This is a genomic window from Micromonospora sp. NBC_00389, from assembly GCF_036059255.1.
Taxonomy (GTDB): domain Bacteria; phylum Actinomycetota; class Actinomycetes; order Mycobacteriales; family Micromonosporaceae; genus Micromonospora.
In genome coordinates this window covers 2,499,455-2,525,220 of the sequence record NZ_CP107947.1, presented here as the reverse complement: position 1 = coordinate 2,525,220, position 25,766 = coordinate 2,499,455, and the positions used below count along the sequence as shown (strand labels likewise).

Annotated in this window: 23 protein-coding genes and 1 pseudogene; 8 read left to right on the top strand and 16 right to left on the bottom strand. The window is 71.8% G+C overall.

What is annotated here, in order from left to right; all coding sequences use genetic code 11:
• Positions 1 to 711 precede the first annotated feature (711 nt).
• A complete protein-coding gene (locus OG470_RS12120; protein WP_328423707.1) occupies positions 712 to 2,058 on the top strand; it encodes an aspartate aminotransferase family protein in 1,347 nt (448 codons plus the stop codon).
• 17 nt (positions 2,059 to 2,075) lie between these two features.
• Entirely contained in the window at positions 2,076 to 3,455 is a 1,380-nt protein-coding gene (locus OG470_RS12115) for an NAD(P)/FAD-dependent oxidoreductase (protein ID WP_328426321.1), read from the top strand.
• A 17-nt stretch (positions 3,456 to 3,472) separates the two neighbouring features.
• Here OG470_RS12115 and OG470_RS12110 read toward each other — a convergent pair whose 3' ends face one another.
• The 3 genes and pseudogenes from OG470_RS12110 to OG470_RS12100 form a co-directional block, all read right to left on the bottom strand.
• Complete coding sequence (locus OG470_RS12110) at positions 3,473 to 5,143, bottom strand: hypothetical protein (RefSeq protein WP_328423705.1); 1,671 nt, start codon at positions 5,141 to 5,143, stop codon at positions 3,473 to 3,475.
• A pseudogene (locus OG470_RS12105) lies at positions 5,082 to 5,656 on the bottom strand (IS607 family transposase). The gene OG470_RS12110 and the pseudogene OG470_RS12105 overlap by 62 nt, the downstream one beginning before the upstream one ends.
• A 200-nt stretch (positions 5,657 to 5,856) precedes the next feature.
• Positions 5,857 to 6,222 carry a DUF3499 domain-containing protein gene (locus OG470_RS12100; RefSeq protein WP_328423703.1) on the bottom strand — a complete coding sequence of 122 codons (366 nt, stop codon included), beginning with the start codon at positions 6,220 to 6,222 and terminating at the stop codon, positions 5,857 to 5,859.
• Positions 6,223 to 6,374: 152 nt separating this feature from the next.
• Between OG470_RS12100 and OG470_RS12095 the strand changes: the two genes are divergently transcribed.
• Positions 6,375 to 6,824 carry a metallopeptidase family protein gene (locus OG470_RS12095; RefSeq protein ID WP_074316962.1) on the top strand — a complete coding sequence of 150 codons (450 nt, stop codon included), beginning with the start codon at positions 6,375 to 6,377 and terminating at the stop codon, positions 6,822 to 6,824.
• Between the two features lie 54 nt (positions 6,825 to 6,878).
• Here the strand turns inward: OG470_RS12095 and OG470_RS12090 are convergent, their stop codons facing one another.
• From OG470_RS12090 to OG470_RS12055, 8 genes are all read right to left on the bottom strand, one after another.
• A complete protein-coding gene (locus OG470_RS12090) occupies positions 6,879 to 7,136 on the bottom strand; it encodes a WhiB family transcriptional regulator (protein ID WP_088980572.1) in 258 nt (85 codons plus the stop codon).
• 467 nt (positions 7,137 to 7,603) lie between these two features.
• Positions 7,604 to 7,933: a phospholipase gene (locus tag OG470_RS12085; RefSeq protein WP_328423691.1), complete on the bottom strand. Its 330-nt coding sequence runs from the start codon at positions 7,931 to 7,933 to the stop codon at positions 7,604 to 7,606.
• Positions 7,934 to 7,953: 20 nt separating this feature from the next.
• Complete coding sequence (locus tag OG470_RS12080; RefSeq protein WP_328423689.1) at positions 7,954 to 9,348, bottom strand: DUF4331 domain-containing protein; 1,395 nt, start codon at positions 9,346 to 9,348, stop codon at positions 7,954 to 7,956.
• A gap of 50 nt (positions 9,349 to 9,398) precedes the next feature.
• Entirely contained in the window at positions 9,399 to 9,677 is a 279-nt protein-coding gene (locus tag OG470_RS12075) for a hypothetical protein (RefSeq protein WP_328423687.1), read from the bottom strand.
• A gap of 158 nt (positions 9,678 to 9,835) precedes the next feature.
• A complete protein-coding gene (locus tag OG470_RS12070; RefSeq protein ID WP_328423686.1) occupies positions 9,836 to 12,346 on the bottom strand; it encodes a bifunctional FO biosynthesis protein CofGH in 2,511 nt (836 codons plus the stop codon).
• Positions 12,347 to 12,514: 168 nt separating this feature from the next.
• Positions 12,515 to 13,447, bottom strand: a complete 933-nt coding sequence (locus OG470_RS12065) for a hypothetical protein (RefSeq protein ID WP_328423684.1) — start codon at positions 13,445 to 13,447, stop codon at positions 12,515 to 12,517.
• Between the two features lie 58 nt (positions 13,448 to 13,505).
• Positions 13,506 to 14,912, bottom strand: coding sequence for a transposase (locus OG470_RS12060; RefSeq protein WP_328423682.1), 1,407 nt, complete (start codon positions 14,910 to 14,912; stop codon positions 13,506 to 13,508).
• Positions 14,909 to 15,130, bottom strand: coding sequence for a hypothetical protein (locus OG470_RS12055; RefSeq protein WP_328426884.1), 222 nt, complete (start codon positions 15,128 to 15,130; stop codon positions 14,909 to 14,911). The genes OG470_RS12060 and OG470_RS12055 overlap by 4 nt, the downstream gene beginning before the upstream one ends.
• Before the next feature lie 102 nt (positions 15,131 to 15,232).
• Between OG470_RS12055 and cofD the strand changes: the two genes are divergently transcribed.
• Together cofD and OG470_RS12045 are read left to right on the top strand one after the other, a co-directional pair.
• A complete protein-coding gene (gene cofD, locus OG470_RS12050; protein ID WP_328423681.1) occupies positions 15,233 to 16,180 on the top strand; it encodes a 2-phospho-L-lactate transferase in 948 nt (315 codons plus the stop codon).
• Positions 16,177 to 17,265, top strand: a complete 1,089-nt coding sequence (locus OG470_RS12045; protein WP_328423680.1) for a coenzyme F420-0:L-glutamate ligase — start codon at positions 16,177 to 16,179, stop codon at positions 17,263 to 17,265. The genes cofD and OG470_RS12045 overlap by 4 nt, the downstream gene beginning before the upstream one ends.
• Before the next feature lie 13 nt (positions 17,266 to 17,278).
• Here the strand turns inward: OG470_RS12045 and OG470_RS12040 are convergent, their stop codons facing one another.
• Positions 17,279 to 18,277, bottom strand: coding sequence for a winged helix-turn-helix domain-containing protein (locus OG470_RS12040; protein ID WP_328423679.1), 999 nt, complete (start codon positions 18,275 to 18,277; stop codon positions 17,279 to 17,281).
• A 346-nt stretch (positions 18,278 to 18,623) separates the two neighbouring features.
• Here OG470_RS12040 and OG470_RS12035 point away from each other — a divergent pair, with 346 nt between their 5' ends.
• Positions 18,624 to 19,232, top strand: a complete 609-nt coding sequence (locus OG470_RS12035) for an NUDIX hydrolase (RefSeq protein ID WP_328423677.1) — start codon at positions 18,624 to 18,626, stop codon at positions 19,230 to 19,232.
• Here the strand turns inward: OG470_RS12035 and OG470_RS12030 are convergent.
• Together OG470_RS12030 and OG470_RS12025 are read right to left on the bottom strand one after the other, a co-directional pair.
• Complete coding sequence (locus OG470_RS12030) at positions 19,201 to 20,292, bottom strand: mannose-1-phosphate guanylyltransferase (protein WP_328423675.1); 1,092 nt, start codon at positions 20,290 to 20,292, stop codon at positions 19,201 to 19,203. The genes OG470_RS12035 and OG470_RS12030 overlap by 32 nt on opposite strands.
• A gap of 63 nt (positions 20,293 to 20,355) precedes the next feature.
• The gene (locus OG470_RS12025; protein WP_328423673.1) at positions 20,356 to 21,501 is read right to left on the bottom strand and encodes a glycosyltransferase family 4 protein; all 1,146 of its coding nucleotides are present in this window, start codon (positions 21,499 to 21,501) and stop codon (positions 20,356 to 20,358) included.
• Between the two features lie 155 nt (positions 21,502 to 21,656).
• Here OG470_RS12025 and OG470_RS12020 point away from each other — a divergent pair, with 155 nt between their 5' ends.
• Positions 21,657 to 22,346, top strand: coding sequence for a TIGR03089 family protein (locus OG470_RS12020; RefSeq protein ID WP_328423671.1), 690 nt, complete (start codon positions 21,657 to 21,659; stop codon positions 22,344 to 22,346).
• A 16-nt stretch (positions 22,347 to 22,362) separates the two neighbouring features.
• Here OG470_RS12020 and OG470_RS12015 read toward each other — a convergent pair whose 3' ends face one another.
• Positions 22,363 to 24,372 (bottom strand): acetoacetate--CoA ligase, encoded by a 2,010-nt coding sequence (locus OG470_RS12015; RefSeq protein ID WP_328423669.1) that lies wholly within the window; start codon positions 24,370 to 24,372, stop codon positions 22,363 to 22,365.
• A gap of 175 nt (positions 24,373 to 24,547) precedes the next feature.
• Positions 24,548 to 25,066, bottom strand: coding sequence for an acyl-CoA thioesterase (locus OG470_RS12010; RefSeq protein WP_328423667.1), 519 nt, complete (start codon positions 25,064 to 25,066; stop codon positions 24,548 to 24,550).
• Between the two features lie 23 nt (positions 25,067 to 25,089).
• On the opposite strand from OG470_RS12010, the gene OG470_RS12005 reads away from it, so the two are divergent.
• The gene (locus OG470_RS12005; RefSeq protein WP_328423665.1) at positions 25,090 to 25,761 is read left to right on the top strand and encodes a hypothetical protein; all 672 of its coding nucleotides are present in this window, start codon (positions 25,090 to 25,092) and stop codon (positions 25,759 to 25,761) included.
• The last annotated feature ends 5 nt before the right edge of the window (positions 25,762 to 25,766 follow it).

Sequence of the window (25,766 nt, the reverse complement as noted above, 5' to 3'; positions counted from 1 at the left end):
GCACACTGCGGCGCACAGTAGCCACGCTCCGTGTCCGCGTCCGCCGACTACCGGCGTGTTGCGGTGGACGTGTTGGCGCGCATCCAAGACGCTCCGCAACAGCCCCGAAGGTGCTCTGCCACCGTCCCCCGCGCGCCCACCCCCCGCGCCGCGCCGACCCCGCCGGGTTGATCCACTCGACATCCCCGATATCGCGGCATCAACCTCGCCCCAAGTCCCCACATCGGCGATATGGAGTGGATCAACCCGCTACCAACGCCCGACGGCGGGCGGGCCAGCCGTCGACAGGCGGCGCGGGGCGCGGGGCGGCGCGGGGCGCGGCGGGCGGCGGGCGGCGGCCGGCGCGGGGCCTGGCGGGGCGGGGCAACCGTCGGCGGGCGGCGCGGGGCGTGGCCGGCGGCGGGCAGCGCGGGGCGACCGTCGGCGGGCGGCGTGGGGCGTGGCGGGCGGCGGCGGGTGCTCATATTTGGGGCAGCTCGACAGCGGGGCGCGACCACACCCGCCGGGTCACAGGGCAGGCACCCGCCGACCAGGCCGGCCGCCCGTGATACGAATTCCGTTGCGCATACTGTAACCCCTCGCTGAATCCGTTGCGCTCGGGCCAGTGCGCCACCGATACCACTTGCCTCGGAGCACAAGACTGTGCGATAACCGTTGGCAGAGCGGCCGGCGTCACCCCTTTGACCGGCCCGACGAACCGATGGGGCTGACATGGCCAACGCCACCGACCACCTGTGGATGCACTTCACCCGGATGGCGAGCTACTCCGCCGGCGAGGTGCCGACCATCGTGCGCGGCGAGGGCGCATACGTGTGGGACGCCCAGGGTCGCCGCTATCTGGACGGGCTCGCCGGGCTCTTCGTCGTCAACGCCGGCCACGGCCGCACCGAGCTGGCCGAGGCAGCCGCGAAGCAGGCCGGTGAGCTGGCGTACTTCCCGCTCTGGTCGTACGCCCACCCCAAGGCCGTCGAGCTGGCCGAGAAGATCGCCACGCTCGCCCCCGGCGACCTGAACCGGGTCTTCTTCACCACCGGCGGCTCCGAGGCCGTCGAGGCCGCGTGGAAGCTCGCCCGGGCCTACTTCAAGCGCACCGGCCAACCCAACAAGTACAAGGTGATCAGCCGGTACATCGCCTACCACGGCACCTCGATGGGCGCGCTGTCGATCACCGGCCTGCCCGGCATCAAAAGCGACTTCGAGCCGCTGGTGCCCGGCGCGATCAAGGTGCCGAACACCAACTTCTACCGCGCCCCAGAGCACGGCGACTCGCCCGAGGCGTTCGGCCGCTGGGCCGCCGACGAGATCGGCCGGGCCATCGAGCGGGAAGGGCCGGACACTGTCGCCGCGGTCTTCCTGGAGCCGGTGCAGAACTCCGGCGGCTGCTTCCCACCCCCGCCCGGCTACTTCGAGCGGGTCCGGGAGATCTGCGACGCGTACGACGTGCTGCTCGTCTCCGACGAGGTGATCTGCTCCTGGGGGCGGCTCGGCGAATACTTCGGCGCCGTGCGCTACGGCTACCAGCCGGACATCATCACCACCGCCAAGGGCATCACCTCCGGGTACGCCCCACTCGGCGCGATGATCGCCAGCGACCGGTTGATGGAGCCGTTCCTCACCGAGACCGGGATGTTCGCCCACGGGGTGACCTTCGGTGGCCACCCGGTGTCCTGCGCGGTGGCCCTGGCCAACCTGGAGGTCTTCGCCCGCGAGGACCTGATCGGGCACGTACGGGCCAACGAGGACGCCTTCCGATCCACCCTGGAGAAGCTGTACGACCTGCCGATCGTTGGCGACGTTCGCGGCGACGGCTACTTCTACGGCATCGAACTGGTCAAGGACAAGACGACCCGGGAGACCTTCGACGAGGCCGAGTCGGAGCGGCTGCTGCGCGGCTTCCTGTCCACGGCACTGTTCCAGGCCGGGCTCTACTGCCGGGCCGACGACCGGGGCGACCCCGTCGTGCAGCTCGCCCCGCCGCTGATCGCCGAGCAGCAGCACTTCGACGAGATCGAGCAGATCCTGCGCACGGTGCTCACCGAGGCATGGGCACGACTCTGACCGGCGATCCGGCCGGGATGCCCCGCTATCGGGAGCTGTCGCACTGGCTGTCCGCCGTGGACGAGTCGCTGACCCCGCGACCGACGCTGCCCGGCGACACGGACGCCGACGTGGTGATCGTGGGCGCCGGCTACACCGGGCTGTGGACGGCGTACCACCTGGCCCGGGCCGAGCCTGGGCTCCGGATCATCGTGCTGGAGAAGGAGATCGCCGGGTACGGGGCGTCCGGTCGCAACGGCGGCTGGTGCTCGGCGCTCTTCCCCACCTCCCTGACCGGGCTGGCCCGCCGGCACGGACGGGACGCAGCGGTCGCCATGCAGCAGGCCCTGCACGAAACGGTCCGCGAGGTGGGTCGGGTGGTCGCGGCGGAGGGCATCGACTGCGACTGGGCCGACGGCGGCACGGTCACCCTGGCCCGCACCGGCCCGCAACTCGTCCGCGCGCGGGCCGCCGTGGACGAGGCCCGCGCCTTCGGCTTCGGCGCGGAGCACCTGGCGCTGCTCGACGCCAGCGAGGCCGCCGCCCGCTGCGCCGCCGAGGGGGTACGCGGTGGGACGTACACCCCGCACTGCGCGACCGTGCACCCGGCGAAGCTGGTCCGTGGCCTGGCCCGGGTGGTGGAACGACTCGGGGTGACCATCCACGAGCGCACCCCGGTCACCGCGATCCGGGCCGGCGCGGCGGTCACCGCCGCCGGCACGGTACGGGCGCCGGTGGTGGTCCGGGCGACCGAGGGGTACACGCCCACGCTGCCCGGGCAGCGGCGGGCCGTGGCACCGGTGTACTCGCTGATGGTGGCCACCGAACCGCTGCCGACGGAGACCTGGGCACGGATCGGGCTGGCCCAGCGCGAGACGTTCTCCGACCACCGACACGTGATCATCTACGGCCAGCGCACCGCCGACGGTCGGCTGGCGTTCGGCGGGCGCGGTGCTCCGTACCATTTCGGGTCCCGGGTCTCCCCCGACTACGACCGGGAGCCACGGGTCTTCGCCGCGCTACGACGGACGCTCGGGGAGCTCTTCCCGGTGCTCGGCCCGGACGTGCCGGTGACGCACACCTGGGGCGGGCCGCTCGGGGTGGCCCGGGACTGGGCCGCCTCGGTCGGCTTCGACCGGGCCAGCGGCCTGGCCTGGGCGGGCGGCTACGTCGGGGACGGGGTGGGCTCCAGCAACCTCGCCGGCCGCACCCTGGCGGACCTGATCCGTGGCGAGCGCACCGGGCTGACCACCCTGCCCTGGGTCAACCACCGCTCCCCCCGCTGGGAGCCGGAGCCCCTGCGCTGGCTGGCGGTCAACGCCGGCCTACGACTCATGACCAGCGCCGACGCAGCGGAATCCCGCACCAATCGCCCGTCCCGCCGAGCCACCACCTTCTCCCGCCTCCTAGGCAACTAACCGTTCCTGAACAGTGGTCAGAAGTGACCATGAAGATCAAACTGACACTGCGTCCATCCCGAACGGTCTTGGATGGGCTGGTCCCCCGCGTTCGCTCCCGCGGTCGGCGGCACGGATCGTGTCCGTGGTCCGGTCTGAGGAGGGCGGGTTCCCTCACGTCCCCGTCCACCGGGTCGGGCCTGGGCGGTCCGATGCCCGCCAGCGTCGCTCTGGTGCTGGCGGGGCGGTGCCGTCCGTCGCCTGATCCGGTGTCCGAGGGCGCGTCGTGCGATCGCCACGCTGGCCGTCTGGTGGCGGGTGGTGGCGCGTTTCTTGGTGGTCAGGGGCTTTTGCCAGTGCTCGGCGCCCCACATGCTGGTGTAGGCCGGGTCCACGGCGATGATGCTGATGTCCGCCTCGGCGGTCATCGCCAGCAGACGGGCACGCAGCTTGCCGGTGGGCATGCCGTTGATGAGTTGCCGGAAGCGGCGCTTACGGCCGTGCTTCTCCCGGGTCTTGGAATCGGTGAAGTCCAGGTCTTCGATGGCGATGGCTCGGCAGCCGGTGTGCTTGGCCCAGTGCAGCAGCCGGGTGATGGCGTGCCGGATCTGGGCGTCGCGCCGCTCGGCTGTCCCGCGCAACTGGTACTCGAAGGTGCGGGGCTGGCCGATCGGGTTGCCGTGGATGTCGAGTCGCCAGGCAGCGAGGTGGTCGGCGTTCATGTCCACGCCGATGATCTCGCCCGAGCGCAGGGTCTGGATCGGCACGATCGGGAGATCCTTGCGCTGCCAGGACGCATCGAGGTACCAGCGGCTCTTGGTCACATCCAGATGGATGCGGTAGGCGACCGCCCGGTTGACCTCGATCCGGTCGCGCCACTGCACGCCCCGGTGCGGGAAGCTGACACGGGCGGCCAGCACATACCGGCCGTGCTTGGCGTTCGCCAGGTGCGTCAGCGGCGCGGGCAGCTTGATCGATACTTCGCCCTCGGGCGTGACGCGGATCGTTTCGTTGCCGTACCGCTTCCCGGACTCGCCATCGGCACCGAGGAACCAGCGCTGCGCCTCCCAGCGTTCCCGCCACTGGTCCTCGGTCAGATTGGCAGCGGCGAGGTTGTGCCGCGTCTTGAGCAGCTTTTGGCCGCCGCGCACTACGCGGACCTGACCGGCGTCGCGCTCGGCCAGTACGCGCTCGCGCTGGCGCTCCAGGTGTGCCAGGCGGCGGGACTTGTGGAACCACTCGTGCTCGCACCGGTAGCCGCCGGGCTTGCCCCGGCTGCCTTTCTCGCCGATCGGCAGGGACAGGCGGTGCCGCAGCATGCGGATACCAGCCCGCAGAGACTCGATGTGAGCCCACTGAGCGCGGCGGGACAGGCCCCACTGGTCGTGCGTGGCCTTGGTGATGCTCCCGGCCCAGCGGGACGACGATTCGCCGGTGAGCTCCCGCTTCCGGTGTGCCCAGGTGTCGGTGGAATGCTCGAGGCCGTCGCGGCAACGCTGCGCCAGGTCCCGGGAGGCGAGCGATCCCAGGTGTTCACCGACCAGACGCAGGATCTTGTCGTCCTCCGCAGTGAGGCCCTTGAGCCGGTCGCGTATGCACACACCCATGGCGGGGTCGGCGACGAACGGCCGGGCGATATCACGCAGGTCAGGCACGCGCCGCGGCCTCCAATGCGGCCTTCGCCCGGTTCTTCGCAGACCGGCGGCCATACAAGCGGGCGCAGAACGAGGTCAGTATCTCCACCATGTCCCGCACCAAGTCGTCTTCGACTTCACCTTCGTCCAAGACGACGAGACGACGGCCGTGGGCGGCGAGCCTGGCTTCGACCAGCTCCACATTCATCCGGCCCAGCCGGTCCTTGTGCTCCACCACCACGATGCTCACCTGCGGGTCGGCCAGCAGCCGACGGGCCTTGGAACGGCCACCGTTCATCCCGGAGCCGATCTCCGACTCCACACGGACGACACGGTGACCAGCCTGCGCTGCCCACCGGGCCAAGCGGGCGGTCTGCCGCTCCAGATCGTCCTTCTGGCCATGCGAGGAAACACGGGCATACAACCCGACACCACCGACCGTTTCCGGCACGGTGTTCGCTTCGATGTTCACCAGGATCGTGCGCGGCCCCACCCGTCGCGCAGGGACCGGCAACGTGCCCTCACGGAACCAGCGATACGCAGTACGCGGTGCAACACCTTGCGCCTTGCCCATTCCGTCAGAATCACAACAAGGATCAAACAACACTAAAAGCACCTAACAGTCACGCATGGACACCCCACAACAAGCAGTTAGCAACCCCGCCCTGCCCCCTCAGCCCCGATGATCATGACGTTGTTGCCACGACGCGCCGAGGCGAGTGGCAATAACTTCATGATCACCGGCGAGAAACGGCCGGGCGGAGGCCGGGAGGCCGGGAGGGTGGGGGTTAGTGGTTGGGGGGGATTACGCGGAGGTGGCCTCGGCGGCCGGTTTGGTGGGGGTTTTCGTGGTGCTGGTCGTCCGATGGGGGGCGGGGGGCCGGGCGGGCGGCCTCGCGGACCGCCTCGGCCAGCGCGACCAGGTCGTCGGTGGTGGGCGGCGGCGGCTCGAACTCGCCCTCGTGCCGGACCACGTCCCAGCCCCGTGGCGCGGTCAGGCTGCGGGCGTGCTGCTCACACAGGTCGTACGTGTGCGGCTCGGCGAAGGCCGCCAGCGGACCCACCACCGCTGTCGACTCGTTGTAGACATAGGTCAACGTGGCGACCGCTTGCCGGGGGCAGCCGTTACGGGAGCAGCGCCGTGGTGACCTCACGGCGGCAGGGTATCTCCATTACCGGGTCCGGCGCACCGCTTCGCGTTGCGACACGCCCGTCGTGGTGATCACATTCCGCCGCTCCCGTCGCGCCGCGCCACGGGAGCGGCGCTGCCGCTGGCCAGCCCGACGCGGGCGCTACCCTTTGCCTCATGACGAGCCCGGAACACCGCCGCCCCGGCTCCGGCCGGCGCGCTCACCGCGACCGGCATGGACGCGGCCTGCGCGGGCGGCTGGTGCCGGCAACCGTGCCACTGGCGCGGACCAAGGCGGAGGTCTTCGACGACCTGGTCCTGGACACCGTCGAGACGCTGGAGCGCCGCTTCGCCAAGGAGCTGGCCGGCGTCGAGTTCGCGGTCGAGGACGTCCCGCCGGACCTGAACGTCTACGACTCCGACGTGCTGGAGGACGGCGAGGTCCCGCTGGCCCGGCTGCTGCCCGGCCGCCCGGGCCGGCAGGAGGTGCCGCCGCGGATCGTGTTGTACCGGCGACCCCTGGAATTCCGGGCGATGGACCGCGAGGACCTCGCCGACCTCGTGCATGATGTGATCATCGAGCAGGTAGCTAACCTGCTCGGGGTCGACCCCGACGAGTTGGCCTGAGCCGTCCCCGCACGGGCGAGCCGGGCGGCCCCCACCGCCCCGACCCGAAACCGCTCAGGCGACCCGCCGCTTCAACTTGCGCCGCTCCCGCTCCGAGAGCCCACCCCAGATGCCGAACCGCTCGTCGTGACCGAGAGCGTATTCGAGGCATTCGGTCTTGACCTCGCAGCGCGAGCAGATCCGCTTCGCCTCGCGGGTCGAGCCGCCCTTCTCGGGAAAAAACGCCTCGGGGTCGGTCTGCGAGCACAGCGCCCGCTCCTGCCACTCCGGCGCGTTTCCGAGCAGGTCGGCCACCTCAAGCTGGCCGTCCATCAAATGCCTCCTTGTCGCGCACCGGCGTCATCGCCGCTGCAACCCCCCACGCGAAAGGCGTGCTTGTCCGTCCGGTCCCGTTTGTTGCGTTCCGCGCGAACAACCCCATTCAAATTACACGCGTGTAATGCGTGCGCCGTCAAGCCAAACTTGATAATGGAGTCGCCCTCCCGACACACCCGGCCGGACACTCGGACCGTCCAGCCTCGCAACCTGCCCTATCGATTCAGACCCCGGCCGAGTAACGCCCTCTCCGGCGAGTTGCCCGACTTTTCTGCCGTGGCGCTCCCACGACGGCTCGCCACCACGACGCCGCCAGGAACACCGAATGACCCCCTCCACAAAAGCTGATCTTGGTGGGAGACAGGTTAACGCGGCATGGCCCAGACCGCCCGTCGAGCCATGGACACCGCTCGCGCCCCGCCCACAATGTGGACGGGGCGCAGCGGATAAAATGTGTCGTGGGGTCAGCCGGTCGCCCCGAAATCCCTGCTCGGCCACACGAACTCAGCTATCCCTCCACCGTGGACAGAAACCGTCCCGACTCGTACATCGTCGTCCCACCAGACGGTATAGATGGCGGCCGGCAGATCGGGGTAGACCGCCGTGTGGAACGACCCGTCCCGCACCCGGCGTTCCCGCACCGCCGAATGTGTCCGCTGCGCACCGTCCCGGCTGATCTCGATCTCGCGGCCGAGCAGATCCTGACCGGTGTAGACGATGAGGGCTCCGGTCTCGCCGCCCAGATCGAGGACGACGCTCCCGGTCTCCGACGGCCCGTACGCGTGCTCGTGCATCCGCTGCTCCCCCGCGCCGCTCAGGACGACGCCGACGGGTTGTTGAACCCGCCGTACGGCGTACCCAGGTAGGGGAAGTTCCCGAGGAACGGGGCACTCACGTCGGCGGCGCTCAGCCCCGGGGTGAGCGCGGCGGTCGCCGCGTCCGGACGGAAGGTCCTGTCCACCAGCGGGACGGTCAACCCGGCGATCGCCCGCAGCGCGATGCTCACCACGTCGTCGCCGACCCTTCGCCCGTTCGGGAAGCCGGCCAGGTCACCGCCGAGCACGCCGAACCGGTCCGGCTGCCGACTGGGCGGGATCGCGGTGTTCAGCCGCAGCATGTCGGCCTGCACATCCCCGGTGGCGTTGGTGAAGCCGTCGATCAGCCCGGCCGGCACGCCGGTGAGCAGGATCGCCACCAGGTCCGCGCGGGCCTTCTTGGCCTTGGTGAGCTTGTCCAGGTTGGGAAAGACGTCCGGGTAGAGCGCCGGCAGCAGCGCCGCCAGCTCGGGTTGCTCGACGAACTGCGCGAACCGCTTGTCCTCCGACGGCGGCAGCGAGTTCCACAGGTCCTTCTTGGACATCGGCACGATGACCTCGTTGAACAGCGGATTCCCGAGCCGGGAGACCTGGGTGAACGGGCCGGTCGCGGTGTCCGCGGCCCCTCTGTCGCCGAGCACCCGGACCTGCCGGCGGGACGCCGACGTCCACACCCCGATCACCGACGCCCGGTCGGCCGCGCCGTACCGGTTGGCGCGCCGGCGCACGCGGCTCAGCGGCACCTGCACGGCGATGCTGTGCACGTTCATCCGGTCGGTGGCGTTGACCGGCTCCCCCTCGGCCTTGAAGATCTTCTTGCCGGCCACGTGCAGTTGCTGGAACGGCCGCAGCGTGCCGAGGTCGAAGATCGCCCCCAGGTCGACGAAGAAGCCGTCCGCGCGTTGCCCGGCGAAGACCCGCTCCCCGGTGGAGAGCGAGTAGGTGGCCTGTCGGACCAGTTCGGCGTACTTCGGAGTGGAGAGCGGGCCGACGTTGCACGGCGGGCAGGGCAACTTGTGCGCCAGCCGATGCTCCCGGCCGTCGGCCACCCGGGTCAGGCTGTAGAACTGCCGCCGGTTCCAGTTCTCGCTGTCCAGCGAATCGATCGGGCCGGTGTTGTAAAGAAAACTGTTCGGATTCGTGATCTCGGTCGTGAATTCGAACCGGTAGGTGACATCCGGACGACCATCGCCGTCGTTGTCAATATGGATCTCGTAGCGCACGTCGTCACCGAACTCGAAGAAGTTCGGGCCCCCGGAGGGGAGCTGCAACGGCACGTAGTTGGCAATCAGCGTGACCGAGTCGGGCTTGTCGGGGCTGACGAACGCGTACAGGTCGGAGCTGTCGGCGACCGGATCCTTGGCTATTTCCGGGGCCTCGCGGTGGGAAGACATGGCGGACCAACCTCACTGGGCGGGGACAGGGTGGCGGGCGGAGCGTCGGGTCAGCGCCGGGCGGCGCGCCGCAGCCGGTCCGCCAGGCCGCGGTCGCGTACCTCGATCCGGGACTCACCGACGAAGATGTCCATCGTTCCGGAGGCGGCGTCCCGCAGGTGCACGACGATCGGGTCGTCGGCCCGGCCGGCCGCGCCCGGCGCGTTCTGTGCGGCTGACAGGCCCGGCACGGTGAGCGCGGCGGCGCCGAGGGTGGCGCTGGCCGCGGCGGTCAACGTCTGCCGGCGGGTCAGTCGCGGCCAGGGCCGCTTCCGCTGATCACTGGTCATGGGCAACCTTTCGGCGGCGGCGCCAACGCGCCCGATGGGACGGACGGGTCCCGCGCCGCCTACCGACGCCGCCGGGCCCCAGGGACACCGGCGGCGGTCCTCGCCGCGACCGCCGCCGGCACCGCTTGGTACGGCCGGCGGCGGGAAAAGGTTCGACCTCAGGGCCGGACGTGACCGTACGCGGTCGTGCGCTTGCGCGCCGGGCGACCGGCCGCCGTGGCGATGGCCCGCAACTGCTCCTCGGTCCGCGCCGAGCCGTTGTCCGAGCCGGCCATCCGGGAGATGGTCTCCTCCATCAGCGTGCCGCCCAGGTCGTTGCAACCGCCCCGGAGCATCGCCACCGTGCCCTCGTCGCCCAGCTTCACCCAGGAGCACTGGATGTTGTCGATCCGGCCGTGCAGCAGCAGCCGGGACATCGCGTGCACCACCCGGTTCTCCCGCCAGGTCGGCCCCGGCCGGGCGATGCCGGCGAGGTAGATCGGGGCGTTGGTGTGCACGAACGGCAGCGCGACGAACTCGGTGAAGCCACCGGTGCGGTCCTGCACACCGGCCAGCACCCGGAAGTGCGCCAGCCACTGCCCGGGATGGTCGACGTGGCCGTACATCATCGTGGAGCTGGACCGAATGCCCAGCTCGTGGGCGGTGCTGACCACGTCGACCCAGGCGGCGGCCGGCAGCTTGCCCTTGGTCAACACCCAGCGCACGTCGTCGTCGAGGATCTCCGCGGCGGTGCCCGGGATGGTGTCCAGCCCGGCCTCGCGCAGCTGGGTCAGCCACTCGCGCACCGGCACGCCCGCCTTCGCCGCGGCCGTGACGATCTCCATCGGGGAGAACGCGTGCACGTGCATCTCCGGCACCCGGGCCTTGATCGCGCGCACGATGTCGGCGTACCCGGTGACCGGCATCTTCGGGTCGATGCCGCCCTGGAGGCAGACCTCGCTGGCGCCGGCCGCCCACGCCTCCTCGGCCCGGTCGGCCACCTGATCGACGGAGAGCCGGTACGCGTCGGCGTCCCGCTCGCGCTGAGCGAAGGCACAGAACCGACAGCCGACGTAGCAGACGTTGCTGAAGTTGATGTTGCGGTTGACCACGTACGTGACGTCGTCGCCGACCGCACCCTGACGCGCCTCGTCGGCGAGCCGGCACAACTCGTCGAGCGCCGGCCCGTCCGCGCCGAACAGGGCCAGCGCGGCATCGGTGTGCCGGGGCTCCAGCAGCGCGGCCGGGTCGTCGGCGGCCAGCCGCAGCCCGGCCCGCAGGTCGTGGTCGCCGGCGAGGGCGCTCGGCCCGGCGGTCACCTTCGTGGCGACCTCCGCCCAGTCCCCGTAGACGCTGTCGAAGTCGCCACGCCGGTCGTCCGTCCGACCGGTGGTGTCGATGGTGGCATGCAGGTCGGTCCGCCCGCCGAACACCTCCTCCGGCTCCTGCCACGGGCGGCCCTGCGGCCGGGCCGACTCGACCGCCAACCCGGTCGCCGGATCGGCCAGCGCGCTGACGTGCGGCAGCAGCCGCGGGTCGAGCCACGGGTCACCGGCGCGCACGTACTCGGGGTAGATGGTCAACCGCTCGCGCAGGGTGAACCCGGCCAGCTCGGTGTGCCGGGCCAGCTCCTCGATCTGCGGCCAGGGACGCTCCGGGTTGACGTGGTCCGGGGTGAGCGGGGAAACGCCGCCCCAGTCGTCGATGCCGGCCCGCAGCAGCAGGCCGTACTCCCCGGCGATGAGGTTCGGCGGGGCCTGGATCCGGGCCTTCGGGCCGAGCAGCAGCCGGGCCACCGCCACCGTGGCGGCCAGGTCGTGCAGCTCCGCGTCGGGCATGCCGCGCATCGCCGTGTCCGGCTTGGCGCGGAAGTTCTGCACGATCACTTCCTGGAGGTGGCCGTACTCCCGGTGCGCGCGGCGGATCGCGAAGAGTGCGTCCACCCGCTCGGCCTGGGTCTCCCCGATGCCGATCAGGATGCCGGTGGTGAACGGCACCCCGACCCGGCCGGCGTCGTCGAGCACCCGCAGCCGGACCGCCGGTTCCTTGTCCGGCGAGCCGAAGTGCGGGCCGCCCGGCTCGGACCAGAGCCGGGTCGCGGTGGTCTCCAGCATCATGCCCATGCTCGGCGCGACCGGCTTGAGCCGTTGCAGCTCCGACCAGGACAGCACCCCGGGGTTGAGGTGCGGCAGCAGCCCGGTCTCCTCCAGCACCGCGACCGCGCAGGCGCGCAGGTAGTCCAGGGTGGAGTCGTAGCCACGCTCGTCCAGCCAGGTCCGGGCCGCCGGCCAGCGCTCCTCGGGCCGGTCACCGAGGGTGAACAGGGCCTCCTTACAGCCCTGCGCGGCGCCTGCCCGGGCGATGGCCAGCACCTCGTCGCGGTCCAGGAACGGTGCCGGCAACCGGTGCGGCACGGTGGCGAACGTGCAGTAGTGGCAGCGGTCCCGGCAGAGCCGGGTCAGCGGGATGAAGACCTTCTTGGAGTACGTGACCACGCCGGGCCGGCCGGCGTCGCGCAGCCCCGCGTCGCGGATCCCACCGGCCACCCGGAGCAACTCGTCGAGCGCGTCACCACGGGCGGAGAGCAGCGCGGTCGCCTCGTCGACGTCCAGCGCTCGCCCGGTCGCGGCCCGGCCCAGGGCCCGCCGCACACTCGCCTCGCTCGGACCGGAGTGGGTGCGATCAACCATCCACTCAGCCTAGGCGCTGCGCCCGGCTGCTCCACTGGTCCCAGCCCGCAGGGTGGGAAAGGGCACGCCTCCCGCGTCCGGCCACGGTGGGCGCGGTCGGTCACGGGAGGCGTGCGGGTGTTGGTGCGCAACGCGGCCCGCGCGGTCAGGCGCGGGCGGCGCGGCTGATCAGCGCGGCTGTTCCGGGTGCTCGCCCGGGTTGATCCGCTGGGTACGGTCGCTGTCCACGTCAGCGGGGAGGACGATGGCCTCGGTCGCGTCGGCGGACTGGCGCGGGATGGCCTGGGTCGGGTCGGCCGACGGCGGCTGCCCGAACGGCGGTGCGGCCGGCATCGGCGGCGCGGACTGTGGGGCGGGGTTGGCCGGCGGCGCGGACTGCGGGAACGGCGGGGCGGACTGCGGGAACGGCGGCGCAGACTGCGGGGCCGGCTGGAACGGCGGCGAGGGCTGGCCGTACTGGCCGGGGTACTGCGCCGGCGGGTAGCCGCCGGGCTGGCCGGGGGCCGGCCATCCGCCCGCCGGCTGGCCGCCGGGCTGCCCCGGGGCGGGCCAGCCACCCTGCTGCTGCGGCCAGCCCGGCTGGGGCTGGCCGTAGACGCCCGGCTGCGGCTTCGGCCGGGGCACGTAGTACAGCTTCCGCCAGATCGTGTAGACCACCCAGGCGGCGACCGCGAAGATCATCAGCCAGGCGAAGCGGGTGAGTACGCCGAGCAGCACGTCGAGCACCTCGGCCTCGGCCAGCCGACCCACCATCCAGATCAGCATGGTCAGCGTGCCGAGCAGCGCGCTGAACGCGTACTCACCGAGGGCCACCTGCGTGATCAGCTTCGCCTTCGGCAGCACCGGCGAGATGTGGGTGGCCAGCAGCACGGCCAGCAGCGGCAGGACCGCCGCCTCGAAGCCGATGAACGTGAAAGAGGCGCTGCCCGAACGGTCGGTGAAGTCGCTGAAGTCGCTCGGGATGAGCAGCCGCAGCAGGCCCACGAAGAGGAACACCGCGTTGGCGCCGAGCAGCGCGAGCGCACCCAGTTCCCGTAGTGGCTTGGTCAGCTGGCGGGCCTGCGTCGCGTCGGTGGACGCGGGCTCGGCGGGGCTGGTCACGAACTCCCCCTCGGGGCATGGACGGACAGGGCGCACGTGAGCCTAGTCTGCTTCCTTGTCATTGCTCATTGCTGAGCACTTCGGATGATTCGCTCTCCGCCTGGCGGGCCGGGCTGGAGTCCGGGAGCGGCAGTCTGCTCCGGTGGCGATCGGCCCGCGCCTGCACGATCTGCTTCACCACGTGGTGCGGGGTGTGCAGGGTGATGTCGGGATCACCATGTCGTCGCAGGACGTTGATCGCGGCGTTCACGTCGGCCTGCCACACCACCCCGCACGAGGTGCAGTGAAGTCGGTCCCCGCTGCGGTGCCCGAGAGCGCCGCAGCGGTGACAGACTTGTGAGGTGTAGGCGGCGTTGACGTGCACGAGCGCAGAACCTCTGCGCTCCGACACGTTCGTCAGTGCCTCGGCGGTGACCCCTTTGGTCCACGCGGCGAGACGCCGGTTGGTGTTCCTGCCGAACTGCTTACGCCCGGCGAACGTCTTCGTCAGGTCTTCGGCCACCACGATGGCGGCGGTGTCGACCACCCGGTGCACGGCGGTGAAGATCTCCGTGCGCACCCGCGCCTGGTGACGGCCGGCCTGCCGGTCACGCTTGATCGCGCCCAGGTTGTTGCGGGCAATCCGGTCAGCTTTGGCGTGGTTGCCACGCAGGGCGGCGGTGTTGGCGACCGACCGCACCTTCGCACGGCGGCGGTTGCGTTCCTTGAGGCGGTCGGACTCGGTGGTCAGCAGGTGGCCGAGACCTTCGCCGTGGTAGTTGCCGTCGGAGTCGGTCAGCGCCTCCGTGTAGCCCTTGTCCACGCCGATTGTCGCCTCACCGCACGGCCGCTGCGAGGTCTTCATCATGGCGGCGTCGATCTGGTAGTGGATCTCCACCCGGTCGCCGCGCAGGATCAGCCGCAAGGTGCCCGTTGGGACGAAGGTGGTGTTCAGCGGGATGCGGACCAGCTGACGTCGCACGAGGCCGGGTACGGCCAGCCACAACCGCCCACGCGCGTCGACGCGCGTGTTGTGCTGGTCGGCGCGCACCACGATCTGGTCGCGGGTGCGGTTGTGCCCGCGCCGCCAGCGCGAGCGCATCAGCCGCGACAGATACGGGTCCTCGGCCCACCGATCAGCTTTGAGCAGACCGAACAGCCGCCTACGCTGGGCAGGGTCGCTGGTGTGGCGTCGGATGGCCCTGCGCACCGGCACCTTCGCGGCCTCGAAGTTCGCCGTGATGTCGGCCATCGCGTCGCGGACGGTCTCCTTCCACGCGTTGGCCAACACCCCGAACTGGCGGTGGGTGCCGTCGGCCAGCCAGCCGTCGCGGACCTGCCGGTCGGTGAGCCGAGCACCGCCAACCGAGGCGTAGCGCTGCCACACCTCGGAGCGCACCCGCCCCAGCCGCCGAGCCTGCTCAACGAGCGCGGCGTACTTGCCAGCGTTGAGCCGGTGCGAGTAGGCGATCCGGGTCGTCTTCACGCCGGGTCCTCGGTCAGGTCCACTGACGTGAGCTGCTTCTCGTAGCGGCGTAGTCCATACAGGCGGCAGGAGAAGGTGTGCACGATCGCCAGTAGGTCCTGCACCAGCTCCTGCCGGAACGGACGGCGATCTTGCCTTCCGCCTCCCACCGCCGGATGGTCGACGTCGACCGCCCCACCCGGTTTGCGAACTCCCCCGATCCGGTAAACGCTGCTCATTACACCCACTTGTAGCCACTTCCAGTCAAGAAATCAACCCTAGAGTCACTGCTCCCGGGCCGCCAGCGGACCGGAGGCGTCACGTGCGCGAGGATGGTCGACATGCGCATCGTGGTTCTGGCCGGCGGCATCGGCGGCGCCCGGTTTCTGCTCGGCGTCCGGGCGTACGCCCGCGAGGTCGGCGCCGAGGTGACCGCCGTGGTCAACGTCGGCGACGACCTGTGGCTGCACGGGTTGAAGATCTGTCCCGACCTGGACAGCGTCATGTACACCCTCGGCGGCGGCGCCGACCCCGAGCGGGGCTGGGGCCGAGCCGGGGAGACCTGGACGGTCAAGGAGGAGCTGGCCGCGTACGGGGCGGAGCCGACCTGGTTCGGCCTCGGCGACAAGGACATCGCCACCCACCTGGTACGCAGCACCATGCTCAACGCCGGCTACCCGCTGCACGCGGTCACGGAGGCACTGGCGACCCGCTGGGAGCCGGGCGTACGCCTGCTGCCGGCGACCGACGACCGCCTGGAGACGCATGCTGTGGTCGACGGCGACCAGGGCCAGCAGGCGATCCACTTCCAGGAGTGGTGGGTGCGGTACCGGGCCGACATCCCCACCCACCGCTTCATCTTCGTCGGCGCGGAGACGGCGAAGCCGGCGCCGGGGGTGCTGGACGCGATCGGCACGGCGGATCTGGTGCTGATCGCGCCGAGCAACCCGGTGGTGAGCGTCGCACCGGTGCTGGCCGTGCCGGGCCTGCGCGAGGCGGTGGCCGACGGGCCCGCCCGGGTGGTGGGCGTCTCGCCGATCATCGGCGGTGCGCCGGTCCGGGGGATGGCCGACCGCTGCCTCGCCGTTCTCGGTGTCGAGTGCAGCGCGGCCGGCGTGGGCCGGCTCTACGGAGGCCGAACGGCCGGTGGGCTGCTGGACGGCTGGCTCGTGGACGAGCAGGACGCGGGCACGCTGGTGCCGGAGGTGACGGTCCGCGCGGTGCCGTTGCGGATGACCGACGATGCGGCGACGGCGGCGATGGTCCGCGCCGCGGTGGAGTTGTCGTGAGGTTGGAGATCCTGCCGGTGCTGGGCATCGGCCACGTGACCGAGGGCGACGACCTGGCCGCGTTGATCGCCAACGCCGCGCCCTGGCTGCGCGACGGCGACGTGCTGGTGGTCACCAGCAAGATCGTCTCCAAGGCCGAGGGCCGGCTGGTCGACGTCCCGGCGGACGGGCCCGAACGGCTCACCGCGCGGGACGAGGTGCTGGCCGGGGAGACCGCCCGGGTGGTGGCCAGCCGGGGGCCGACCCGGATCGTGCAGACCCACCACGGCTTCGTGATGGCCTCCGCCGGGATCGACGCGTCGAACGTGGACAAGACCCGGTTGGTCCTGCTGCCGGTGGACCCGGACGCCTCGGCCCGGGCGCTGCGCGCCGCGCTGAAGGAGCGCTACGACCTGGACCTCGCCGTGATCATCACCGACACCATGGGCCGCCCCTGGCGCAACGGGCTGACCGACGTGGCGCTCGGGGTGGCCGGAATGCCGGCCATCCGCGATCACCGGGGCGAGGTGGACCCGTACGGCAACGAGCTGCAACTGACCCAGATGGCCGTGGTGGACGAGCTGGCGGGTGCCGGCGAGCTGATCAAGGGCAAGTGCGACCAGGTCCCGGTCGCGGTGGTGCGCGGCTACCTCTCCGCCACCCGCCCGGACGACTCCGTTGGCGCGCGCGCGCTGGTCCGCGACGCCGCCCAGGATCTGTTCTCGCTCGGCACCGCCGAGGCCCGGGCCGCAGGGCTGGCCGACGCCGCCACCCTGGCCGACGCGCCCGGCGCCACGCCGGCCGACCCGGCCGCCGCCCGGCGAGCGATCGACGCGGTCGCCGGGGTGGTCGCCCCCGGCACGGTCTTCACCCTGGTCGACGAGGCGGAGGTACGGGCCGGTCTGATCGCCGCGGTGCCCGGCTGGCCGGCCGGCGCCACCGCCCTGGTGCTCGGTTCACCACCGGCCCCGGTCGACCCAATGGACCTGGTCCGCTTCGGCGCCGACCTGCACCGGCTGCGCATCGCCCTGGCCGCCGAGGGCATCGGCTCGGCCCTGCTCCCCCCGCCCGCCGGCAGCCCGGCCAGCGCCGCGCTCGCCCTGTAGACGGCTGGCCGGGTCAGGCGTCCAGCATGGCCCGGCCGAGCGGAGTCAACGTGTGCAGCACGGTGTTGCGTTCCCGGTGACTGACCAGCAGGCCGGCGTTGCGCAGCACGGTGGCGTGCTGGCTGGCCGCCGCCGGTGAGATGTTGAGCCGGCGGGCCACCTCGCCGGTGGTGCAGCCATCGTCGCTGGCCTGCAACACCGCCGCCCTGGTCCGGCCGAGCAACGCGGCGAGCGAGTCCCGGACGGAGCCCGGCACGGTCGGTGCGGCGCCGTCGGCCGGCGCCAACCCACCCAACCGGTCCACCGGATAGACCAGCACCGGCGGCAGCGCCGGGTCGAGCAGGGCGACCGGGGTAGCCGCGCAGAAGAACGACGGCACCAGCAGCAGCCCCCGGCCGTCCAGGTGCAGCTCCCGGCTGTGCGGGTAGTCGCGGACCTCAAGCACCCCGCCCTCCCAGCGCATCGCCGGTCGGAGGCTGGCCAGCAGCCCCCCCACACCGCCGTCGAGCAGGGCCCGGGCCCGTCGGGTCCGGTCCGCCTCCACCGCGGACTGGATCCGGCTCCAGTACGGGCCGATCGCCAGCGACCGGTACTGCTCCATCGACTCGGCGAGGTGACGCAGCACGTCCACGTCGCCCCGGGCCAGTGCGGAGGCCGAGGAGGGCAGCGGGTTCTCGGAGGCCAGCACGGTCAGGTCCCGGTGCAGCACCTCCTTGGGAGTGCTGCGGACCGCGTCCAGCCCGGCCTCGAAGCCGTGGACACTCGCGTACGGGGTGAGGAAGTCGGGGAAGTAGCCGCGCGGCGGGTTCAGCGCGAAGAGCAGCCGGAGCTGGTCGGAGGCGACGTCCTGGCGCAGGTGCCGGGCAACGGTGCGCCGCCAGTTCGACGTCAGCGGATCGCGGGTACGGCCCTGCAACACGTGCAGGCTGAGGACCGACTCCCAGACCGGGTCCGCCGCCGGCGCCACCCGGGTCCGGAGGATGTCCTCGCCGGAAAAGTGGATCTTCAGCATGGAGTGCTCCCGTGTCGCCAGCAGAGGGATGCCGGGCGACCGTTCGACTCTACCTGGCCGGCAATTATCTCCATCTTTAAGCCAGAGCTGAAAAACCTCGACGCCTCCGGGGCGGTTCGGCATGCTTCCAGTTGCCCGTACACGGCACCGGCGCGTCTCGCACGCACCCGGCACCGCGGGACCGGGGAGGACCGGTGATCGGGCGGCACCACGAGGGTCTGCGGCCCTTGCTCCGCAGAGGTGCCGTCCGGTCATCCGTCGTCTCATCATGACGCCGTCCCACGAATTCGACGAGTCGCAGGGTCACCGCGCAAGCCTACGGACCAGGCGCTCGTACAGTGGCGGGGTGCCCGACACCGCGTTCACCGGACCCGCCGCCCACCCCAGCGCCTACGCGACGCTGCACGCCGACGCCACCGCGCTGCTCGACGGCTGGCGACCCACCGGCCCGGCCGCCGCCGAGGCGCGGGACCGGACCCTCGCGCTGCTCGCCGCCGGGCCCGTCGCGATGAGCCGACCACACCGCCCCGGGCACGTCACCGCCAGCGCACTCGTGCTGGACCACACCGGCTCGCGGGTGCTGCTCTGCCTGCACGGCAAGTTCGGGCGCTGGGTGCAGCTCGGCGGGCACTGCGAGCCCGACGACCTGACCCTGGTCGGCGCCGCGCTGCGCGAGGCCACCGAGGAGTCCGGAATCGCCGGCCTGCGCATCGACCCCGTGCCTATCGACGTGGACATCCACCCGGTGAGCTGCCAGGGCGGCTCGCTGCACCACGACGTCCGGTTCGCGGTGATCGCCCCGCCCGGCGCGGTGGAGCAGGTCAGCGACGAGGCCGAGGCGCTGGGGTGGTTCCCGCCGGACCGGCTGCCCGAGCCACTGGCCGGCGGGACCGTGCAACTGGTCGCGCCGGCCCTCGCGGCCCTCAGACGTAGCCCTCTTCGCCCCGCTCCTTGAGCTCGTCGACCAGGGCCTTGACGTCCTGGGCCCGGTCGCGTGGGCAGACCAGCACCGCGTCCGGTGTGTCCACCACGATCAGGTCACGCACCCCGAGAACCGCCACCAACCGGCCGGACTGCGGCACCACCACCAGGTTGGCGCTGTCCCGCAGCAGCACACCCGGCTTGGAGCCCGCGCCGAGCACCACGTTGCCCGCCGCATCGGCCGGCAGCACGTCACCGAGGGTGTGAAAGTCGCCGACATCGTTCCAGCCGAAGTCGCCCGGCACGGTCGCCACCCGACCGGCGGTGGCCGCGCCCTCCATCACCGCGTAGTCGACGGAGATCTTCGGCAGCGTCGGCCAGACCGTACCGAGCATGTCGTCCTGCTCCGGTGTGCCCCAGGCGGCAGCGATCGCGGTGACCCCGGCGTACAGGGCGGGCTGCTGGCGGGCCAACTCTTCGAGGAACACGTCAACCCGCCAGACGAACATGCTCGCGTTCCACAGGTGCCGGCCCGAACGGACGTACGCCTCGGCGACCTCGGCGGCCGGCTTCTCCTTGAACTCGGCCACCGGGCGCCACGGAACGCCCTCGATCGGATCGCCGGTCTCCAGGTAGCCGTAGCCGGTCTCCGGACGGGTCGGCGTGATCCCGACCGTCATCAGCATGCCCTGCTCGGCTCCGCGGACCGCCTCCCGGACCGTACGCACCCAACTCTCCGGGTCGCCGATCAGGTGGTCGGCGGCGAAGCTGCCCATCACCGCCTCCGGGTCGCGCAGCGAGATCACCGCAGCGGCCAGCGCGATCGCCGCGCAGGAGTCCCGGGGCGAGGGCTCGACCAGGATGTTCTCCTCGGGCAACCCGGTGAGCTGCCGCGCCACCGCCGCGACGTGCGCGGCACCGGTGACCACAAGGGTGTGATCCGGTGTGGCCAGCGGCGCCAGCCGCTCCACGGTCGCCTGGAGCAGCGACGCGTTGGAGCCGGTCAGCGGATGGAGGAACTTGGGATGACCGGCGCGGGACAACGGCCACAACCTCGTGCCACTGCCACCTGCCGGAATGACCGCATAGAGCATCCGCACATCATGCCCGAAGGACCTGGACCGGGTGGGCGGGTCCGCAGCCGGCTGCCCGGCCGGTCAGGAGCGGGCGCGGCTCCAGGCGGCGATGTGCACCTCGGCGCTGGACTCCCAGGTGAACTCCTTGGCTCGATCGAAACCGGCCTTCGCCAGCGACAACCGGCGCTGCTCGTCGTCCAGCAGGGCGGCCAGGTCGGTGCCGATCTGCTCCGCGTCCTCTGAGGTGTACGCGACCGCGTCGCCGCCCACCTCGGGCAACGAGAGCCGGGGCGTGGTCAGCACCGGGGCGGCGCACGCCATCGCCTCCAGGATCGGCAGCCCGAACCCCTCGCCATAGGACGGGTAGGCCGCCACCAGCGCACCGCCGAGGAAGCCGGGCAGGTCGGCGTAGCGCAGGTAGCCGGGCCGCAGCAGCCGCAGGTGGGAGGGGACCTCGGCCACCGCCCGGTCGATGTCGTCGTCGTGCCCCTGCCCGCCGGCGATCACCAGCGCGGGCGGGTCGGCCCGATCGGCCACCGCCCGGGCCCAGCCACGGATCAGGTTGGGCACGTTCTTGCGTGGCTCCTTGGCCCCGAGGAAGGCCACGTAGCTGCTGTTGCCCAGCCCCAGCCGGGCGCGCACGCGGGCCTTCTCCTCCTCGCTGGGCGCGTGGAAGGCGGCGTGGTCAACGCCGTGGTAGGCCACGTCGATCCGGGTCGGGTCGGCGTCGAGCAGCCGGATCAGCTCGTCCCGGGTGGCCTTGCTGGGCACGATCACCCGATCGGCGCGGCGCAGCGAGGTCTTGATCGCGCTGCGGAAGAACGTCCGGCGGGACTTGTCGTAATGCTCCGGCTCGGTGAAGAACGTCGCGTCGTGCACGGTGACCGTCACCGGACACCCGGCCCGCAGCGGGCAGGTGTAGAAGGGCGAGTGCAGCACGTGCGCACCAACCTGCTGGGCGAGCAGCGGCAGCCCGGTCTGCTCCCACGCGAGCCGCGCCGGGCGGTGCGCCACGGCGGCCGGGGCGGGGATGATCTCCGCACCGGGCAGCATCCGGGTGTACCGCTCCAGGTCGGTGCGGAGGCTGACCACCGCCAGCTCCACCCCCGACCCGCACACCTTGCCGAGGGCACCGAGCAGACCGTCGACGTATCGACCGACACCACCACGGTCGGCGGGGACACTCGTGGCGTCGATGAGCACGCGGGGCGGGCGACCGGCGGTCACGGGGCGACTCCTTGTAAATGGCGGGTCTGTGGGCAACAACACTCCGGTGGCCAAGCCTACGCTGGAGCACAGGGCCGACGCTGACTGCGACCCGACGGTACGCCGACTTGTCACCGTCTTCGAGTACGGGCCACAGGGGCGTATCGTTCGCGCCGATGGCCGACAACATTGCCCGGGTGTTCGCCGACGCGATCACGACCGACCCGACCCGACCGTTGCTGACCTGGTACGACGACGCCAGCGGCGACCGCACCGAGCTTTCCGGCGCCACGCTGGCGAACTGGGTGGCGAAGACCGCCAACCTTCTCGTCGACGAGGTCGGCCTCGCACCGGGCACCCCGGCCGGGGTGCTGCTGCCGCCGCACTGGCAGACCGCAGCGGTGCTGCTGGGTTGCTGGTCGGCCAAACTGGCCGTGGTCGACACGCCGGGCGACGTGGACGTGCTCTTCGCCGCCGCCGACCGGCTCGACGAGGCGCAGTCCTGGTCCGCCGACGAGCGGTACGCCCTCGGGCTGTCCCCACTCGCCGCCCCGCTGCGACAGGTGCCACCCGGGTTCGCCGACTACGTGGTCGAGGTACGCCGGCACGGCGACCACTTCACCCCGCAGCCCGGGCCAGGCCCCGCCGACGGGCCCCTGCTGGCCCGCGCCCAGTCCCGCGCCACGGAGTTGGGCATCACGCCCGGTGCCCGCATCCTGATCGACACCGCCCGGTACCCGGACCCGGTGGACTGGCTACTCGCCCCGCTGACCCAGGCCGCCACCGTCGTCCTCTGCGCCAACCTCAACCCCGCCAGCCTGGCCGCCCGCACCACCACCGAACAGGTGACCCACACCCTGCCCTGACCCACCGCCGCCAGCGTCAGGCGGGGGTGTTGTTGGGGGCACGGCGTTGGGCGAAGGTGGCGAAGGCGGTCAGGGACTCGGGGTTGACCAGGGCACCCTTCGCGGCGGCCGAGTCGACCGGAGTGCCGGTGAGGATCTTCTTGACCGGGACCTCCAGTTTCTTCGCCGAGAGGGTGCGGGGCACCGCGCGTACCTGGTGGATCTCGTCGGGCACGTGCCGGGGCGAGAGGGCGGTACGCAGCTCGCGGCTGATCTTCGCGCGCATCGGGTCGTCCAGCTCCAGGCCTTCGGCGAGCACCACGAAGAGCAGCAGCTCGCCGGCGCCGCCCTCGTCGTCCTCCAGGTGCACGACAACGGAGTCGACCACCTCGTCCAGCCCCTCGACCACCGAGTAGAACTCGGCGGTGCCCAGCCGCACGCCGCCACGGTTGAGGGTGGCGTCCGAGCGTCCGGTGATCACGCAGCCGCCCCGGGCGTTGATGGTGATCCAGTCACCGTGCCGCCAGACGCCCGGGTAGACGTCGAAGTACGCCTCCCGGTAGCGGGTCCCGTCCGGGTCGTTCCAGAAGCCCACCGGCATGCTCGGCATCGGTTCGGTGATCACCAGCTCACCCAGCTCGCCGATCACCGGGGTGCCGTCGGCGGATCGGGCCTCCACCTTGGCGCCCAACGCCCGGCAGGCGATCTCACCGGCGTACACCGGCAGCAGCGGAACCCCACCGACGAAGCCGGTGCACACGTCGGTGCCGCCGGAGAGCGACTGGAGCTGGAGGTGGTCGCCGACGGTCTCGTACACCCAGGTGAAGCCCTCGGCGGGCAGCGGCGCACCGGTGGAGCCGACGCCGCGCAGCGCTGACAGGTCGGCGACCTCGCGGGGCACGAGACCGGCCTTGCGGCAGGCCAGCAGGAACGGCGCCGAGGTACCGAAGTACGTGGTGCCGGTCTCCGCCGCCAGCCGCCACAGCCCGCCCAGATCGGGCTCAGCCGGCCGGCCGGGCTCCGCCCGGACCGCCGGGTTGCCGTCGAACAGCACGATGGTCGCGCCCACCGCCGGACCGGAGACCAGGAAGTTCCACATCATCCAGCCGGTGGTGGTGAACCAGAAGAACCGGTCGGCCGGGCCCAGGTCGTGGTGCAGGGCGAGCATCTTCAGGTGCTCCAGCAGGATGCCGCCGTGGCCGTGCACGATCGGCTTGGGCAGCCCGGTGGTGCCCGAGGAGTAGAGCACGTACAGCGGGTGGTCGAACGGCACCGGCGTGAACGCCAGCGGCTCGTCGGTGGGCGCGGCCAGGTCGGCCCAGCCCAGCGCGTCCACTGGCGCGGCCTCCGCCGGGTCCAGGTAGCCGATCCCGACGGTGTGCCGCAACGACGGCAGGGCGGCCCGGATGGCGGCGACCTCGGCGCGCCGGTCCACCGGCTTGTCGCCGTACCGGTAGCCGTCCACGGCGACCAGCACGGTCGGCTCGATCTGCTGCCAGCGGTCGACGACGCTGCGGGTGCCGAACTCGGGCGCGCAGGACGAGAAGATCGCCCCCAGACTGGCGGTGGCGAGCAGCAGGACGTACGTCTCGGGAATGTTCGGGGCGTACGCCGCCACCCGGTCACCGGCGGTGACGCCGAGCCGGCGCAGCCCGGCCGCCACCCGGCGGACCTGTTCGCGCAGCTCGGCGGCGGTCAGCGTGACCGGCGCCCGGGTCTGCCCGTGCGCGATCACCACCGGGTCGTCGTCGGCCCGCCCGGGCATCCGCAGCACGTTCTCCGCGTAGTTGAGCGTGGCTCCGGGGAACCAGCGGGCGCCGGGCATCCCCCGCTCGGCCAGGGTCGCCGTCGGCGGGGTGTGCGCCACCACCTCGAAGTGGTCCCAGATCGAGCGCCAGAACGCGTCCAGGTCGGTGACCGACCAACGCCACAGCGCGTCGTAGTCGGCGAAGTCCAGCCCACGGTGCTCCCGCAGCCAGCGCAGGTAGTCGCCGATGCGGGTCCGCTCCAGTACGTCCGCCGGCGGCGTCCACAGCACGTCACCCACTGCTCCACCCTCCCCCTGGCCCGGCACGACACTGTGATTGGGCCGTGGCGCCATCTTGCCCTACCTCGAAGCGCCATTCTGCGCACCGGGTAGGGCCACCGACGCGTGCCCACGCCACATGCCCCAGCCGCGACCTGTGTGGGCCGCCGCTCAACCCGCCCCGGCCCGACCGCGTTCAGCCCGCGCGGTGCGCCTGGATGGCGCGGCGGCGAGCGAGACGGTGGGCGCGACGGATCTCCGCCTCCCGGTACCGGCGCTCGTCCTCCGGCGTCTCCGGCAGCACCGGGCGGACCATCCGCGGCGCCCCGCCCACGTCCACCCCGACGAAGACCAGGTACGCGGTGGCCACCCGGACCGGCGCGTCCTCGGCCGAGTCCCACCGCTCGGCGACCACCCGCACGCCCACCTCCATCGAGGTCTGCCCCGTCCAGTTCACCTGGGCGTGCGCGTGCACCAGGTCGCCGACCCGGACCGCCTCGGAGAAGACGATCTCGTCGATCGCCGCGGTCACCGCCGTGCCGCCACTGTGCCGCGCGGCGGCGGCCCCCGCCACGTCATCGACGAACTTCATCAGGACTCCGCCGTGAACGGTGCCGTAGAGATTCACGTCGACGGCGGTCATGATCTTACTCAGCGTGACCCGGGAGTACGACGTCGGCTTGCCGGTCGGAGCGGCGGAGAGGTGCTCGGTCATGCCGGAAACGGTACGGTGCGCGGATGCGACATCTCTGGAGCTTCCTCGCCGGGCTGGTGGTGGCGCCCATCACCTGGGTGTTGGTCACACTGGGGCAGGACGGGTCGAGCCGGACGGTCGACCGCTGGGTGGAGATCGGCACCTTCAACACGGCCAACCTGATCGAGCCGGCTGTGTACCTCGGTGTCGGTGCTGTCCTGCTCGGCCTGCTCGGCACACTGCGCGTCTCGCCGCTGGGCCCGCTGGTGGCCGGGCTGCTGCTGGCCATCCCGTACGTCGGGATGTTCATGGCACCGTTCGAGGTGCGGGATGCGATCCCGCAGGGGTGGAAACTGTTCGGCGATCCGCTGCCGCTGCGGCTACCGCTGGAGAACGGCACCCTCTTCCTGATCGGCCTGCTGCTGCTGATGGCGACGTTCAGCAGGCAACGCTGGCAGGCCTGGCCGCGTCCGGCGACCGAGCCGGCCGCGACGCCAACACCCGTGCCAACGGACGGCCCCCCGAGCGACAACCCCACACTGACCGACTGGCCGCCCCGCGAGCCCGCGGAGCGCGACACCACCCCGGTCACCCTGGGTTACCCGGCCGATCCGACACCGACCGACCCGCTGCCCCGCCGGGTGGGTGGCGAGTCGCCGTGGTCCGCGCCGCCGCGCGGCCAGTCCCGCCCCGAGGACACCACCGAAATCCGCTGATCATC

Coding starts and splice junctions, on each gene's coding strand:
- OG470_RS12120 (WP_328423707.1), top strand. CDS start 712: ATGGCCAACGCCACCGACCACCTGTGGATGCACTTCACCCGGATGGCG.
- OG470_RS12115 (WP_328426321.1), top strand. CDS start 2,076: ATGCCCCGCTATCGGGAGCTGTCGCACTGGCTGTCCGCCGTGGACGAG.
- OG470_RS12110 (WP_328423705.1), bottom strand. CDS start 5,143: ATGGCCGCCGGTCTGCGAAGAACCGGGCGAAGGCCGCATTGGAGGCCG.
- OG470_RS12095 (WP_074316962.1), top strand. CDS start 6,375: ATGACGAGCCCGGAACACCGCCGCCCCGGCTCCGGCCGGCGCGCTCAC.
- OG470_RS12090 (WP_088980572.1), bottom strand. CDS start 7,136: ATGGACGGCCAGCTTGAGGTGGCCGACCTGCTCGGAAACGCGCCGGAG.
- OG470_RS12085 (WP_328423691.1), bottom strand. CDS start 7,933: ATGCACGAGCACGCGTACGGGCCGTCGGAGACCGGGAGCGTCGTCCTC.
- OG470_RS12080 (WP_328423689.1), bottom strand. CDS start 9,348: ATGTCTTCCCACCGCGAGGCCCCGGAAATAGCCAAGGATCCGGTCGCC.
- OG470_RS12075 (WP_328423687.1), bottom strand. CDS start 9,677: ATGACCAGTGATCAGCGGAAGCGGCCCTGGCCGCGACTGACCCGCCGG.
- OG470_RS12070 (WP_328423686.1), bottom strand. CDS start 12,346: ATGGTTGATCGCACCCACTCCGGTCCGAGCGAGGCGAGTGTGCGGCGG.
- OG470_RS12055 (WP_328426884.1), bottom strand. CDS start 15,130: ATGAGCAGCGTTTACCGGATCGGGGGAGTTCGCAAACCGGGTGGGGCG.
- cofD (WP_328423681.1), top strand. CDS start 15,233: ATGCGCATCGTGGTTCTGGCCGGCGGCATCGGCGGCGCCCGGTTTCTG.
- OG470_RS12040 (WP_328423679.1), bottom strand. CDS start 18,277: ATGCTGAAGATCCACTTTTCCGGCGAGGACATCCTCCGGACCCGGGTG.
- OG470_RS12030 (WP_328423675.1), bottom strand. CDS start 20,292: ATGCTCTATGCGGTCATTCCGGCAGGTGGCAGTGGCACGAGGTTGTGG.
- OG470_RS12020 (WP_328423671.1), top strand. CDS start 21,657: ATGGCCGACAACATTGCCCGGGTGTTCGCCGACGCGATCACGACCGAC.
- OG470_RS12010 (WP_328423667.1), bottom strand. CDS start 25,066: ATGACCGAGCACCTCTCCGCCGCTCCGACCGGCAAGCCGACGTCGTAC.
- OG470_RS12005 (WP_328423665.1), top strand. CDS start 25,090: ATGCGACATCTCTGGAGCTTCCTCGCCGGGCTGGTGGTGGCGCCCATC.